The organism is Microcoleus sp. D3_18a_C4 (assembly GCF_036702415.1).
Classification (GTDB): domain Bacteria; phylum Cyanobacteriota; class Cyanobacteriia; order Cyanobacteriales; family Microcoleaceae; genus Microcoleus.
The window spans coordinates 1-12,091 of record NZ_JAUBTI010000151.1 but is presented as its reverse complement, the minus strand read 5'-3'; the positions used below and the strand labels follow the sequence as shown (position 1 = coordinate 12,091).

Here is a 12,091-nt window from a genome sequence, read left to right as displayed (position 1 = left end):
GGAGCCGGATGAAGCGAAAGTTTCACGTCCGGTTCTGAAGGAGAGGTAGGGGTAGAAATGCCCCTATCGACTCTAACGACTTTTGCAGAGAAAATATGCTGGGACGCAAATAAATGATTGAAGTTGCCTTGCAATACCCGATGTTTGGCCCGGAAATTCAGTGTCCCCACTGTCGCCAAACAATTCCGGCTCTAACGCTCACGGATACCTATTTGTGTCCGCGTCACGGGGCATTTGAGGCAGATCCAAAAACGGGGGAACTGGTTCACCTTCAGTCTGGGCGGCACTGGCGCCGCTGGGAGAATGAATGGTATCGCCAGCACACGCACCCGGACGGGATTCGGTTTGAAATTCACGAAGCGCTCGATCGACTTTATACTCAAGGCTACCGAGCAACTCGCGTGATCGTTGCCCAACGCTATCGGGACTTAATCAGCGCTTATTTGGAACGCAGCACCCCTTGGCGCGGCCAGTCGGAATCGCCCCGGCCGAGGCTGTACGGTTTGCCTGTGGATTTTAGCCCCGATCCTCAAGAGGACCCTTGCTGGGAAGTGATTAATTTTGATTTGGAAAAAGAGCCGGGAGTTCCGGTTAGATATCCCTATTTTCGGTTGTTTGAATAGTTATTAGACATCTCCCAAAAAGACAGTTTTGAACAGGCAAGATGCCTGTTCCACAATAATTATGGGAGAGGTCTATTCGTTATTAGTCATTAGTTATTTGTTGGTTGTCATTTGCCCAAGGTTTTTTAGAATGTTTTGGCGATAGCAACCAATGCCCAATGCCCTGTTTGGCCAATTCCCCAATCTAAAATCTAAAATCTAAAATCTAAAATCGAATGCACCACGCCTCGATTCGCACTGCTAACATTCACCGGGCGATCGCCTTTTACGAACAGTTGGGATTTACTGTGAGCGATCGCTTCACCACAGGTTACACCCTAGCCTGTTGGATGGAAGGTCTCAACGGACGCATCGAACTAATTCAAATCCCGGAACCAAAACCCGCACCGGATGCTTTCGGAGACGAGCATTATGTTGGATATTATCATTTATCTTTCGATTTAACTGAGGCGACAACTGACTTACCTAGCTGGTTGCAGTCTCTGAAAGAACGGTTTGAAGAAGCTGCTAAAGACCAACCAAACCAGTTTCAAGCTTTGAAAGTTTTATTAGAACCGACTCAACAGGCGATCGGGCAAAATGTTTACGAAGTAGCTTTTATTGCCGATACAGACGGTTTGCCCTTAGAGTTTATCCGGCGCATGAATGACTAATTAACTCAGAGCTAAAACACCTCAGAAATCCCATCAGCGTCCATCTGTGTTCATCTGCTGATATCTGCGGTTAAAAAATTCCCATCCCACTAATGTGCTTTAATCAGGAGATAAATTCACCAATAACTTAAGTAGAAGGAAGAAGGAATAATGCTCATAGAGCAAGCTTTTCAACCATCTGCATCTTACATTAAATCACCTAAATTTACTTAATAACCCATAACCATAAGCATAAAAACAAAACCCGCTGACGCGGGCTTCATCTTAATCCTTATGGTTAATAAATTACGGTTTCAACTACTTACTTTTTAGGAACAAGAGCCTCATTAGCGGTTACGGGAGGGGGAGACGAAGCGGTAGTTCGCAAAAGTGCGATCGCCTGCGCGTAAGCAGGATCGTCCTGAGTCGCAACCAACATCGGTTTGTTAGCTAATTTCAGCTTTTGTTCGTCGGTGATTTCCACCTTAACATCGGGAGTAACGCCCTTGTGGCTGATATCCGTACCGTTGGGAGTATAGTAGTGAGCGATCGTCACCGCCAATCCCGAACCGTCAGCCAAAGAATGCACCGACTGCACCAAAGCTTTGCCAAAAGTTTGGCCGCCCATCACAGTTGCGCGCTTGTTGTCCTTCAGAGCACCGGCCAAAATCTCGCTGGCGCTGGCCGAGTTATCGTCCACGAGCACCACCAAAGGCTTGTCAGTGAGCGCAGTGCGATTTGCCTTCATTTCCTGAGAATCGCCCGCGCGATCGACTGTGCGGACGATCGCCCCTGTATCCATCCACATCCGAGCGATATCAATGCTCACTCGCAGCAAACCGCCGGGATTCCCCCGCAAATCCAAAACAAAAGCGTCAGCTTTCTGAGCCGAGAGCTTTTTAATCGCCGCCTCCATTTGTTCGCCCGCGTGCGAGCTAAACTCTTGCAAACGGATGTAACCCACATTCTTACCGCCTTCATTTTTGAGGCTGTAGCGAACCGCTGCTACCTCAATTCTCGCCCTAGTCAGAGTGATGTCAAATTCGCTTTTGCCCTCACGAGCAATCCGCAGCGTGACTTTCGTACCTTCGTCGCCCCGAATTACCTGAGCCGCATCCGAGACAGTCATGCCTTTGGTAGTTTTGCCGTCAATCACCAAAATCGTATCGCCCGCTAGAATCCCTGCCTTCAGGGCCGGGGAATTTTCCATCGGCTCGACTACCCTAATCGCTTTCGTTTTCTCGTCTTCTTCCAGCCTCATCCCCACCCCTGTCAGTTCCCCAGAGGTTTGATTCGTCAGCGCTTCGTACTGCTTCGGGTCCATGAAGCGCGTGTACTGGTCGTCCAACTTCTCCAAAGCTTTACGGAGAGCGGTGTAAGCAGCTTCGCGAGAGGTATAGTTTTTGCTCAACAGTTCTTGGCGGGTCAATTGCCAGTCAGTCTTGTTAAAGCTGCCATCAACATACTCTCGGTTCACAATTTGCCAAGCTTCGTCTAAGACAGCTTTGGGGCTATCTTGAAGCTCGGCGCGGACTGATTGACTCAGGCCGGGAACGAGCAAAGATATCGAAGCGGTTGTTGCCATCGCCCCACTGAACAGGGCTGCCTGTAACTTTGAAAAGCGTTTGCGGGCTTGATTCATTGAATTTGGCTCAATTCGATTTTAGATTTTTGATTTGAGATTTTATATTGCTAAAAAATCTCACACTACTACTTAAACTATTGTGTGGAGGCTCCACCATCCCTTTGGACAGTTTAACGAGATTTTTAGTCGATCGCCAACCAATTATTACTCTCTTTCAATAAACTTAATTTAAAACTTGGATTTATAAAGTGCCGTGGAAGCTAAAATCGAACAATTTTCGCGTAAGTGGTTGAGCCTGCTCGTTAATGGAGCTATCGGCCTAGCAGCGCTGGCGGGGGTCGTCGCCATGCAGTCTAGCGGGCAGTTGGGCGGAATGTCCCCAGTTGGCGTTCAGGGGCCAAAGTCGCCCTCTGCAATGTCTGCTGCCAGTTTCAAGCGAGCCGCACAGCAAGAAGCGCAGCAAGAAGCCCTGCGGCTAAAAATGCTCAAAACAATCCCTAGTTTTGGGTTTGACAATTTAATTGCAGATTGGACATTTCTCAAATTTTTGCAGTATTTTGGCGACGACGAAGCGCGAGATGTGACGGGCTACAATCTGAGCCAAGATTATTTTGACATAGTTACGCGGCGCGACCCCAGGTGGGCTGACATCTACCTGTTTCTTTCCACAGCTATTTCTTTTTATCAAGGAAAGCCTGAAACTGCTGTTGAGTTTATAGAGCGCGGTACTAGCGCTCTTTCCCTTTCGCCGCAACTTCATTCCCAATCGTGGATAGTGTGGCGAACTAAAGGTATTGATGAGTTGCTGCTGTTGGGGGATATTCCCGAGTCAATTCGCTCTCACGAAATGGCCGCTGATTGGGTGGAAAAAAACCCGGAATGGTCGAAATTGGCGCAGATGTTTCGAGCAACTGCTGAGTTTTTGCGCCGAGATCCCGATAGCGTGCCGGTGCGGTTTAATGCTTGGAGCACGGTTTATGCTCAAACAACTGATAAGTTGGTGCGTCAAAGGGCGAGACAAGCTCTTGTCAAGTTGGGAGCTCAGGTGCAAAAAGATAAGGATGGAAACGAGAGTTTTATTTTGCCGCCTCGAAAGTAAGCAGAAGGAAGAAGGAAGTTCGGCAACGGATTCGCAAGGGCGGATGTAACGGATGTAACGGATGTAACAGATTTCAGTCCGATGGAAGTCGGAAGAAGGAAGAAGGGAAATGCAGTCGCAGTAATAGTTTCAGATATCAAGAATGTCCTAAATGTCAAGGCGGTTGACTGTAATTCCCCAATCTAAAATCTCAAATCTAAAATCTCAAATCGGCTTGAGTTAGTTCGCGCCATTCACCGGGTTTGAGGTCTTCGAGACGCAAATGCCCGATCGCACACCTAACCAGCCGCAGCGTCGGAAACCCTACTGCTGCGGTCATCCTGCGGACTTGGCGGTTGCGGCCTTCTGTGAGAGTCATTTCCAGCCAAGCTGTCGGCACGTTTTTGCGAAATCGAATCGGCGGTTCGCGGGGCGGCAAAGCGGGTTCTTCTAACAATAATTGCACTTTTGCCGATCGAGTCCGATAATCTTGAATTGTGACACCTGTCTGCAAAGCGGCGATCGCACTTGCATCAGGAATTCGTTCAACTTGCACCCAGTAAGTGCGGGGATGAGCGAATTTCGGGTCACTAAGTCGGTGCTGAAGGGGCCCATCGTCGGTTAGCAGCAACAAACCTTCACTATCGCGATCGAGCCTTCCTACTGCATAAATGTTAGGAATAGGAATATAATCTTTGAGAGTGCTGCGTTTAGCTTCCCCTGAGTTGTCAGTGAATTGAGTTAAAACATCATAGGGTTTGTAAAATAAAATGTACCGATAGGGCATAACAAATTAACGCTTAAAAATCTACGATTTGGTTTTAATATTAACTGAATAGGTATCAACGGAGATATTGCATCATTGTCAATTACCTATTTAGGAACAGGCAAGATGCCTGTTTCACAATAAAATTGAGTTTTTGTGGAACGGGCATCTTGCCCGTTCTTAAGAATGGTGCAAGATGTGAGTATAAACTGACATCTTGCAACAATGTCAAAAACAGGCAAGATGCCTGTTCCACGAAGTATCAATAAACTTACATCTAATTTTACCATGCCCGAAGCCACTCACCGCGTTTGCATCGTCTTAGGAACTCGCCCAGAAGCGATTAAACTAGCCCCAGTAATTCAACTGTTCAAAAGTTCGCCAACCTTTGACACCCAAGTAATTTTAACGGGTCAGCACCGAGAAATGGTCGAGCAAGTAATGCAAATGTTCGATCTAAAAGCCGATCGGGATTTAGCAATTATGCAGCACCAGCAAACCTTGACAGATATTACATCTCGGAGTTTGCAGGGTTTGGAAGCCTTGTTTAAAGAATTGCAGCCCGAAATCGTCTTAGTTCAGGGCGATACAACCACAGCGTTTGCCGCTGCTTTGGCTGCATTTTACCAGAAAATACCCGTAGGTCACGTAGAAGCCGGATTGCGGACAGACGACGTGTTCAATCCTTACCCCGAAGAGGCTAACCGACGGTTGATATCTCAGCTTACACGGCTGCATTTTGCCCCGACAGAGCTGGCTGCGGAGAATTTAGGGCGATCGGGCGTTTTGGGAGAAATTCACCGCACAGGCAACACAGTAATCGATGCCTTGCTTTCTGTCGCCAAACGCCAACCAGAATGCAACATTCCTAACTTAGATTGGAGCAAACATCGTACAATCTTAGCAACAGTTCACCGCCGCGAAAATTGGGGAGAACCGTTAGCAGGAATTGCGCGGGCATTTCTCCAAATCTTAGATAAATTTCCCGATACAGCCTTGCTCTTACCTCTACATCGAAATCCCACAGTCAGAGAACCTTTAAAATCTCTTTTAGGCGACCATCCGAGAGTCTTTTTAACTGAACCTTTAGATTACGCCGAATTAGTAGGAGCGATTCAGAGATGTCATTTAATTTTAACAGATTCCGGTGGCTTGCAAGAGGAAGCACCTAGTTTGGGCAAGCCTGTTTTAGTATTGCGAGAAACCACAGAAAGACCAGAGGCAATTTCTGCGGGCACCGCTAAACTGGTTGGTACTAATTCTGATATAATTACAGCAGCAGCGACAGAATTGCTCAGCAATTCCGAAGCATACAACGCAATGGCAATGGCAATTAATCCCTTTGGTGACGGTTTGGCCGCCTCGCGGATTTTGAAAATTGTTGAAGAGTATTTTAGTTAGCTACCGTTCGATCATTCGGCATAAGTGCGCCACCGCAGCTTACATTTATAGTCATGGACGCAGGGGTGGCGAGAAACCGGGTTTTTAACCAAAATAATTGCTGAAAACCGTCAATCTCGGTTCAAAAACCCGGTTTCTTAGTCGGCGCGTGCGAGTGCTAACTAATTTAGATATTTTTAAGGAGAGGGAACTGGTTGCAGAAAATTGCTGCTGCCTTTATAACCGGATAAAATAGCCAGTTTTTCCAAAGATTGCCGGCCCGTGTAATATTTACCCCGAATTTCCCAAGTGGGATAAGCTTTAATATTGGCAGCTTTGCACAAATCGGGTTGAGCATCTTTGCCTCTGGGATCGCACTCAATGTAAGTAATAGCGGTAAAAGCTTCTTTGCCGAAAAGTTCTTGTTGCGTGTGACAATTAGGACACCAGTAAGCACCGTAGAGTCTAGCTTTGATTGTCTGCAAATGGGTTGCTAAAGCTATTTGATCCGGCACTGATTCGCTGCGAATAGGTGGCGCTTCTTGTTCGGTAACAGGCTGTGCGAAAGGGGGAGGAGGAGGGAGGGTTTGTGCTAATTTTTGAGTGGGTTTATTGCTGACACTGAACTGTGCAATTCTTCCGTCTGCTTTGGTACTGACGAAAATCCCCAAAGTCAGAAAAATGCCGATCGCACAAAAGTTGAATTTGCTTACTCTCATCTTGGATTTCATCTTGAATTTACTAGGATTTCGCGAGCTTGATTCATAGCCTCTACAGCATTGTTTACCACAAAGATGTTAATTTGTGCTAAACCTTTAAAAAAAACTTGACTTTCGGCGCTGTGATTTAACAATATAACTTGTTTGTTAGCTTTCAGAGCGAGGGCGATTTCCGAAGCAGTGCCCGTCCCCATACCGCAGGCAATTATTACATCTGAAGAAAGAACGTTAATGTTATTTCTGGCGTTTCCCATATCGGTGACAATGGCAATATCTACAGCTTCAGAAATGCCGCGAGTGTCATTTCCCGGAAGGATGCCGACTGTTAAACCGTTAGCTGATTTTGCTCCTTTGTTGGCGGCATCCATGACGCCAACATTTCTGCCGCCAGTTAGCAATATCCATCCTGCTTCGGCGATGAGTTGTCCGAGTTGATAGGCGTTTTCTAAGTCGGTTGAGGTGGCACTATCGCCAGGGCCCATGATGCCAATGATGATTTTTTTCATAGTTTTGGGCTGGATATGGTGTTATTAATACTTGCGAGTTTTTTGCAGTATCTACAAATGTATGTTATTATATAAATAGTGGCTTAAAAAAATAGCTTTTGAGACCACTAAATTCTCGAACCTTCTTAGTATTTTTACTATGAAAGAGCAAACATTTAAACTAGATGAATCGCAGGTAAAATTTTTAGAACTCTGTCAAAACTATGGATTTAAAGATCCTAGTGAATTGGTTAGAATAGCGATTCAACGGTTGGAATTAGCGTTAGAAACCGAGCAGTTGAAAGAATCGGCGATGCTCTATGCGGAAGTCTATGCCGAAGAGACAGAGTTACAGGAATTGGCGGAATTAGGTTTAGAAGAATGGCCGAAGGAATAAAACTGACACGGGGACTAATTATTGAAGTCAATCTTGACCCTACTAGGGGTTCTGAAACTGGAAAAATTAGACCTTGCATTATTGTGACTAACAATACTTATAATGAGAGAGTTCCCATAATCCAGGTGGTTCCAATTACTGCTTGGAGTGAAAAAAAAGCCAAGATTAGAAGTAATGTGGAGATTGAACCTTCAGAAGCAAATAGATTAACAAAAAAATCTCTTGCAGATTGTTTGCAAACGCGCCCTATAGATTATTTTTCTCGCTTGGTGGATATCCGAGGTGAAGTTGAGCCAGAGGTTTTACTAAAAATCGATCGAGCTCTCAGAATTGTGTTTGCTTTGTAATTTTTCAACTTTTTAAAGAAGGAATTATGGGCGAGATCCTTTCTGGATATGGGTGAGAAAGGGATCTGGATCTTTTTTAACCGCAGATGGACGCAGATTAACGCGGATGCAAGAAGGGCGATCGATCAAGGACTAATGGAAACCACATCCCCAGTATCATTAATGCGAACTGCGGAACCCGTTGGTAGCGACAATATCATAGTGCTAACTTGTCTCATCAAAGGTACAAGATGGTCGGGTCTCGTACTGCTAGAATCTAACACCACAATTGTAATAACACGAATTGCTAAATTTTGTTGATAGGGAAGATTTTTATCGGCGGTGATAAAAACATCAAAAGGATGATTCTCCGATCGATCCAGAATTTCCCGGTCTTTTAGCCCTCTCCACCCCATGTCATAAACATTGCTGATTGAATGACCCTCATCTAAGAAAGGCTGCTTAAGTTTTTGACTCAAGAGATTTTCATCAAGCAATATAAGCATTGGAATCACTTTCTAGCGACAGCATCATCTTAGTAAGATTTTCTAGCACTTTAATTGCCTGACTTTCTAGGTAAGGAAAATCATTAATAAATTCTGCGAAACCGCTTTCACCTTCCAGGTAATCGAAAAAAGTCTTTAAGGGAACGCGAGTGCCGACAAATACGGGGACACCGCTCATAATTTCTGGATCGCGGTGAATAATCCCTTTTCTTTGCAGTAATTCTTCTATTTTCACGGGCTTTACTCCTTTATATCAAAAGAAGTGGGCAAGTGTAGCTGTAACTGATGGGTAATTATATCATAAATTCAGCAAAAGCGATCGCCCTTCTGAATTATTAGAAAGGGCGATCGATCTTTTTTTACCGCAGATGGACGCAGATTAACGCAGATGCAAGAAGGGATCTCGCTCTTTTGATGAATGATGGGCGAGAGCCTTTCTGAATTATTAGAAAGGACGATCGCTATAATTCCAGATAGCGCTGCAAAATCTCTTGACTTTGGGAAAATAGCTCGGATTCCAATTGGCCGACTTGTTGTACTAATCTTGTTTTGTCGAAAGTCATGGGATCGACACAGACTAGCAAACTATCTGCATCTAAACCATTTTGTGGGGATGCGGGTACTAATATCACAGCAGCAGAAATCCGAGGATCGTGAGGACGAGCGGATGTAAATGGCAAAACAGTCACTTTGCTGCGCCGCTCGTTGAACAGCGTACCAGAAATGACCAACGCAGGTCGCGTTTTGCGTATTTCTGTTCCTACTGACGGATCGAATCTAGCTATCCAGATGCTTCCCAGTCGGTAATCGCTTGAGCTTGCCATTCCTCATCCCATCCTAAATCTAATTCGTCAATTAGCTTGCAAGCCTCTGCTAAAGCTTGGTTTTCTTGTTGTTTTCGCCATTGTTTTAAGAGAGATTCTATCAAAGCACTGGGGTTGGGCGCTTTTTGATTGACGTATGTGAGTAAGTCATCTGGCAAGCTGATAGAGATGTCGCTCATTGGCTAATCAGAATAGTTTTTTGTGATTATTTTAGCAACAATTGACTGAAATGACAATCTTTTGTTAGTTGAATGCAACAATAAGGGATCTCGATCTTTTGATGAATCATGAGTGAGATCCTTTCTGCATTTGGCTGATTAAGGGCGATCGCTTTTTTTTTACCGCAGATTAACGCAGATTAACGCGGATACAACAAGGGATCTCGCCATGATTGATGAATTATGGGCGAGATCCTTTCTGAATCTGGGTAAAAAAGGGATCTCGCTCTTTCCAATTTATTATAAAATTACACGTTGTGTGAGACTTGACAAAAAATGGCAAAATCTGCCATAATAAGATAACGAGTTAAATGAGGTAAGTAATACCCGTGACAAGTATGAATATTTCTCTGCCTGACTCAATGCGAACTTATATAGAAGAACAGGTAGCCCAAGGGGGTTATAGTACAGCTAGCGAGTATTTTCGTGAGTTAATTCGCCAAGACCAAAAACGTAAAGCTTCAGAACGTTTGGAAGCGATGTTATTAGAGGGTTTGGAATCTGGAAATCCTACGGCGATGACGGAGGAAGATTGGATGGAGATTAGTCAAGCTGTGCGATCGCGTATTTCCCAGAATCAGGGGTTGCAGGAATAAAAAAGACCTCGATCCAAAAACGTCCGCAAATTATCGGCGATTTGATTGAATTAGCCACTTACATTGCGGAAGATAATATGGATGCTTCCGATCGCTTTCTTGTCGCGGCCGAAGAAACCTTTAAACAATTGGCCCAAACGCCGAAAATGGGAAAACGCTGTCAATTTGCTCATCCGAATTTAATCGATGTGCGACAACAAGCTATTAAAGGTTTTAGAAGATATCTGATTTTCTACCGTCTCATAGACTCAGAGGTAGAAATTTTGCGCGTGATTCACGGGGCACGGGACATCGAAGATATCTTTGATAATGTTGATGAGAATGAATAAATCTTTACTCTTGAGGTGGGAAGTTGAAGATCGATCGCCCTTCTGAATTATTAGCAAGGGCGATCGATATTTTGTGACCGCAGATGGATGCAGATTAACGCGGATGTAAGAAGGGCGATCGATCGTTCGATGAATTATTGGCGGTCGGCTTTCTGAATTTGGGTGAGGGAGGGCGATCGCCTTTGGAACTAAACCGATTATAATTGCTAAAATAAAGCTAAACTGCTCTTAATCTATAATCCGATTATGACTGTTATTGAACAAATTTACGAGATCGTCAAAACCCTTCCCCAAAACCAAGCTAGCGAAATTCTCACTTTCGCTGAGTTTATTCGTGCCAAGTACCTGAATGAGAACCAATCCACCGATACAGTAGATACTTCAACTCCTTGGACGGAACTGGTTTATTCCCTAGCTGGAACGTGGGCAGATGACTTTCCTACTCTGGAAGAAATTCGTGTTGAGTCGGGGGAAGACATTTTGCGGGAGAGCTTTTAGATGTACATTTTGGATACAAATACATTAATCTACTATTTCAAAGGACAAGGACAAGTTGCCCAAAACCTTGCCAATGTATCTCCTCAAGAAATTGGCATTTCAACGATCGTCCTGTTTGAATTGCAAGTGGGTATTGCTAAATCTACTTCGCCTGCAAAACGTACCCAACAACTTCAGCAACTTTTAAGCCGAGTTAATGTTGTTCCTTTCGATCGCGATTGTGCTGTTGCTGCTGCCACAATCCGCGCTCAATTGGAGCAAAAAGGTACTCCTATCGGTCCGATCGATGTTTTGATTGCAGGGACAGCCGCTTCGTTTCAAGCAACTCTTGTTACTCACAATGTCAAGGAGTTTTCGAGAGTTTCAGGACTGGCGATCGCGGACTGGTATTGAATTTATGGCATATCGCTCTTGTCTAACCATAAATTAGAGATGGATGAATGAAGAGCGATCGCCTTTCTGAATTATTAGAAAGGACGATCGCTCTTTTTTGACCGCAGATTAACGCAGATGCAGGAAGGGCGATCGCTCGTTTGATGAATTATGGGCGATCGCCTTTGTGAGTCAGGGTGAGCGAGGGCGCTTGCTATTTTCGGATAGTTGAAAAAGGGCGATCGCTTTGTGCGATTTTAGTGATAAGTATTTTATGCTAGTAAAATAGGCAATCCCCCTTCTATTGGTTCCTCAACAACAAGTTTTATACTGTAAGGTTTTGCCGCACCGTAGTTTTGCAGTTTATAAGCAGGACTTAAAACCCACCCAACTAAACCAGGCGTCTTACCATCTGCTTCGGAAAAAGCAAAATCATCATATAGGGTGTAAGTAAAATTACCTTTCCACTCAATTGTTTTACCTGTTGGTTTTGCTGGGTTATAATCAATCGAAAAATTCCTCAATCCAATCTCTTCTTGTTGAGTTCCGTGAATAATAACTCCCAGATTACCGTCATCAAAACGTACAGGTCCGAGCTTGTTTTCCCAAGCACTAGAACTATTTAATAGATCCTTAAATCTATCATTATTTCCTAGAGATTTTTCATTAACTTGTTGGGCTAAGCTGTTCGACATCTAAACTGCATTAACTAAGTTACCTTTATTGTTTATTTTTCGGTTCCATTTCATAATTAGTT

General features: G+C 44.4%; 19 protein-coding genes. 10 read left to right on the top strand and 9 right to left on the bottom strand.

Features of this window, described 5'->3' with window-relative positions:
* Positions 1-113: 113 nt before the first annotated feature.
* Together QUB16_RS31455 and QUB16_RS31450 are read left to right on the top strand one after the other, a co-directional pair.
* On the top strand, positions 114-623 hold the full coding sequence (locus QUB16_RS31455) for a TIGR02652 family protein (protein ID WP_333245117.1): 510 nt from the start codon (positions 114-116) through the stop codon (positions 621-623).
* Positions 624-838: 215 nt separating this feature from the next.
* Positions 839-1,276, top strand: coding sequence for a VOC family protein (locus QUB16_RS31450; RefSeq protein WP_333140329.1), 438 nt, complete (start codon positions 839-841; stop codon positions 1,274-1,276).
* 301 nt (positions 1,277-1,577) lie between these two features.
* Here the strand turns inward: QUB16_RS31450 and ctpB are convergent, their stop codons facing one another.
* Positions 1,578-2,897, bottom strand: a complete 1,320-nt coding sequence (gene ctpB, locus QUB16_RS31445; RefSeq protein WP_333322172.1) for a carboxyl-terminal processing protease CtpB — start codon at positions 2,895-2,897, stop codon at positions 1,578-1,580.
* Positions 2,898-3,093: 196 nt separating this feature from the next.
* Between ctpB and QUB16_RS31440 the strand changes: the two genes are divergently transcribed.
* Positions 3,094-3,939: a hypothetical protein gene (locus QUB16_RS31440; RefSeq protein WP_333322170.1), complete on the top strand. Its 846-nt coding sequence runs from the start codon at positions 3,094-3,096 to the stop codon at positions 3,937-3,939.
* Positions 3,940-4,135: 196 nt separating this feature from the next.
* Here QUB16_RS31440 and QUB16_RS31435 read toward each other — a convergent pair whose 3' ends face one another.
* Entirely contained in the window at positions 4,136-4,705 is a 570-nt protein-coding gene (locus tag QUB16_RS31435) for an rRNA large subunit pseudouridine synthase E (protein ID WP_333322168.1), read from the bottom strand.
* A gap of 267 nt (positions 4,706-4,972) precedes the next feature.
* Between QUB16_RS31435 and wecB the strand changes: the two genes are divergently transcribed.
* Positions 4,973-6,085, top strand: a complete 1,113-nt coding sequence (gene wecB / locus QUB16_RS31430) for a non-hydrolyzing UDP-N-acetylglucosamine 2-epimerase (RefSeq protein ID WP_333322176.1) — start codon at positions 4,973-4,975, stop codon at positions 6,083-6,085.
* Between the two features lie 176 nt (positions 6,086-6,261).
* Here wecB and QUB16_RS31425 read toward each other — a convergent pair whose 3' ends face one another.
* The gene (locus QUB16_RS31425) at positions 6,262-6,783 is read right to left on the bottom strand and encodes a hypothetical protein (protein WP_333322166.1); all 522 of its coding nucleotides are present in this window, start codon (positions 6,781-6,783) and stop codon (positions 6,262-6,264) included.
* Between the two features lie 8 nt (positions 6,784-6,791).
* Positions 6,792-7,289: a TIGR00725 family protein gene (locus QUB16_RS31420; RefSeq protein ID WP_333322164.1), complete on the bottom strand. Its 498-nt coding sequence runs from the start codon at positions 7,287-7,289 to the stop codon at positions 6,792-6,794.
* A gap of 139 nt (positions 7,290-7,428) precedes the next feature.
* Here QUB16_RS31420 and QUB16_RS31415 point away from each other — a divergent pair, with 139 nt between their 5' ends.
* Together QUB16_RS31415 and QUB16_RS31410 are read left to right on the top strand one after the other, a co-directional pair.
* Positions 7,429-7,665: a hypothetical protein gene (locus tag QUB16_RS31415; protein ID WP_333322162.1), complete on the top strand. Its 237-nt coding sequence runs from the start codon at positions 7,429-7,431 to the stop codon at positions 7,663-7,665.
* Positions 7,650-8,012 (top strand): type II toxin-antitoxin system PemK/MazF family toxin, encoded by a 363-nt coding sequence (locus QUB16_RS31410; RefSeq protein ID WP_333322161.1) that lies wholly within the window; start codon positions 7,650-7,652, stop codon positions 8,010-8,012. Before QUB16_RS31415 ends, QUB16_RS31410 begins: the two co-directional genes overlap by 16 nt.
* Positions 8,013-8,137: 125 nt before the next feature.
* Here QUB16_RS31410 and QUB16_RS31405 read toward each other — a convergent pair whose 3' ends face one another.
* The 4 genes from QUB16_RS31405 to QUB16_RS31390 form a co-directional block, all read right to left on the bottom strand.
* Positions 8,138-8,497, bottom strand: a complete 360-nt coding sequence (locus tag QUB16_RS31405; RefSeq protein WP_333317555.1) for a DUF5615 family PIN-like protein — start codon at positions 8,495-8,497, stop codon at positions 8,138-8,140.
* The gene (locus QUB16_RS31400) at positions 8,481-8,732 is read right to left on the bottom strand and encodes a DUF433 domain-containing protein (protein WP_333238704.1); all 252 of its coding nucleotides are present in this window, start codon (positions 8,730-8,732) and stop codon (positions 8,481-8,483) included. The genes QUB16_RS31405 and QUB16_RS31400 overlap by 17 nt, the downstream gene beginning before the upstream one ends.
* A 226-nt stretch (positions 8,733-8,958) precedes the next feature.
* Positions 8,959-9,321 carry a type II toxin-antitoxin system PemK/MazF family toxin gene (locus QUB16_RS31395; protein ID WP_333304365.1) on the bottom strand — a complete coding sequence of 121 codons (363 nt, stop codon included), beginning with the start codon at positions 9,319-9,321 and terminating at the stop codon, positions 8,959-8,961.
* Positions 9,279-9,500 carry a hypothetical protein gene (locus QUB16_RS31390; protein WP_333168235.1) on the bottom strand — a complete coding sequence of 74 codons (222 nt, stop codon included), beginning with the start codon at positions 9,498-9,500 and terminating at the stop codon, positions 9,279-9,281. The genes QUB16_RS31395 and QUB16_RS31390 overlap by 43 nt, the downstream gene beginning before the upstream one ends.
* Positions 9,501-9,877: 377 nt before the next feature.
* Here QUB16_RS31390 and QUB16_RS31385 point away from each other — a divergent pair, with 377 nt between their 5' ends.
* The 4 genes from QUB16_RS31385 to QUB16_RS31370 all read left to right on the top strand — a co-directional run bounded on the left by QUB16_RS31385 (position 9,878) and on the right by QUB16_RS31370 (position 11,355).
* Positions 9,878-10,135, top strand: coding sequence for a type II toxin-antitoxin system ParD family antitoxin (locus QUB16_RS31385; RefSeq protein ID WP_333322159.1), 258 nt, complete (start codon positions 9,878-9,880; stop codon positions 10,133-10,135).
* Positions 10,099-10,464, top strand: a complete 366-nt coding sequence (locus tag QUB16_RS31380) for a type II toxin-antitoxin system RelE/ParE family toxin (RefSeq protein WP_333322174.1) — start codon at positions 10,099-10,101, stop codon at positions 10,462-10,464. The genes QUB16_RS31385 and QUB16_RS31380 overlap by 37 nt, the downstream gene beginning before the upstream one ends.
* 246 nt (positions 10,465-10,710) lie before the next feature.
* The gene (locus tag QUB16_RS31375) at positions 10,711-10,962 is read left to right on the top strand and encodes a DUF2281 domain-containing protein (protein WP_333322158.1); all 252 of its coding nucleotides are present in this window, start codon (positions 10,711-10,713) and stop codon (positions 10,960-10,962) included.
* Positions 10,963-11,355 (top strand): type II toxin-antitoxin system VapC family toxin, encoded by a 393-nt coding sequence (locus QUB16_RS31370; RefSeq protein WP_333322157.1) that lies wholly within the window; start codon positions 10,963-10,965, stop codon positions 11,353-11,355. It abuts the gene before it with no gap.
* A gap of 251 nt (positions 11,356-11,606) precedes the next feature.
* Here QUB16_RS31370 and QUB16_RS31365 read toward each other — a convergent pair whose 3' ends face one another.
* Positions 11,607-12,029, bottom strand: coding sequence for a hypothetical protein (locus QUB16_RS31365; RefSeq protein WP_333322156.1), 423 nt, complete (start codon positions 12,027-12,029; stop codon positions 11,607-11,609).
* Positions 12,030-12,091 lie beyond the last annotated feature (62 nt).

Coding starts and splice junctions, on each gene's coding strand:
- QUB16_RS31455 (WP_333245117.1), top strand. CDS start 114: ATGATTGAAGTTGCCTTGCAATACCCGATGTTTGGCCCGGAAATTCAG.
- QUB16_RS31450 (WP_333140329.1), top strand. CDS start 839: ATGCACCACGCCTCGATTCGCACTGCTAACATTCACCGGGCGATCGCC.
- ctpB (WP_333322172.1), bottom strand. CDS start 2,897: ATGAATCAAGCCCGCAAACGCTTTTCAAAGTTACAGGCAGCCCTGTTC.
- QUB16_RS31435 (WP_333322168.1), bottom strand. CDS start 4,705: ATGCCCTATCGGTACATTTTATTTTACAAACCCTATGATGTTTTAACT.
- wecB (WP_333322176.1), top strand. CDS start 4,973: ATGCCCGAAGCCACTCACCGCGTTTGCATCGTCTTAGGAACTCGCCCA.
- QUB16_RS31425 (WP_333322166.1), bottom strand. CDS start 6,783: ATGAGAGTAAGCAAATTCAACTTTTGTGCGATCGGCATTTTTCTGACT.
- QUB16_RS31420 (WP_333322164.1), bottom strand. CDS start 7,289: ATGAAAAAAATCATCATTGGCATCATGGGCCCTGGCGATAGTGCCACC.
- QUB16_RS31415 (WP_333322162.1), top strand. CDS start 7,429: ATGAAAGAGCAAACATTTAAACTAGATGAATCGCAGGTAAAATTTTTA.
- QUB16_RS31410 (WP_333322161.1), top strand. CDS start 7,650: ATGGCCGAAGGAATAAAACTGACACGGGGACTAATTATTGAAGTCAAT.
- QUB16_RS31405 (WP_333317555.1), bottom strand. CDS start 8,497: ATGCTTATATTGCTTGATGAAAATCTCTTGAGTCAAAAACTTAAGCAG.
- QUB16_RS31395 (WP_333304365.1), bottom strand. CDS start 9,321: ATGGCAAGCTCAAGCGATTACCGACTGGGAAGCATCTGGATAGCTAGA.
- QUB16_RS31390 (WP_333168235.1), bottom strand. CDS start 9,500: ATGAGCGACATCTCTATCAGCTTGCCAGATGACTTACTCACATACGTC.
- QUB16_RS31385 (WP_333322159.1), top strand. CDS start 9,878: ATGAATATTTCTCTGCCTGACTCAATGCGAACTTATATAGAAGAACAG.
- QUB16_RS31375 (WP_333322158.1), top strand. CDS start 10,711: ATGACTGTTATTGAACAAATTTACGAGATCGTCAAAACCCTTCCCCAA.
- QUB16_RS31370 (WP_333322157.1), top strand. CDS start 10,963: ATGTACATTTTGGATACAAATACATTAATCTACTATTTCAAAGGACAA.
- QUB16_RS31365 (WP_333322156.1), bottom strand. CDS start 12,029: ATGTCGAACAGCTTAGCCCAACAAGTTAATGAAAAATCTCTAGGAAAT.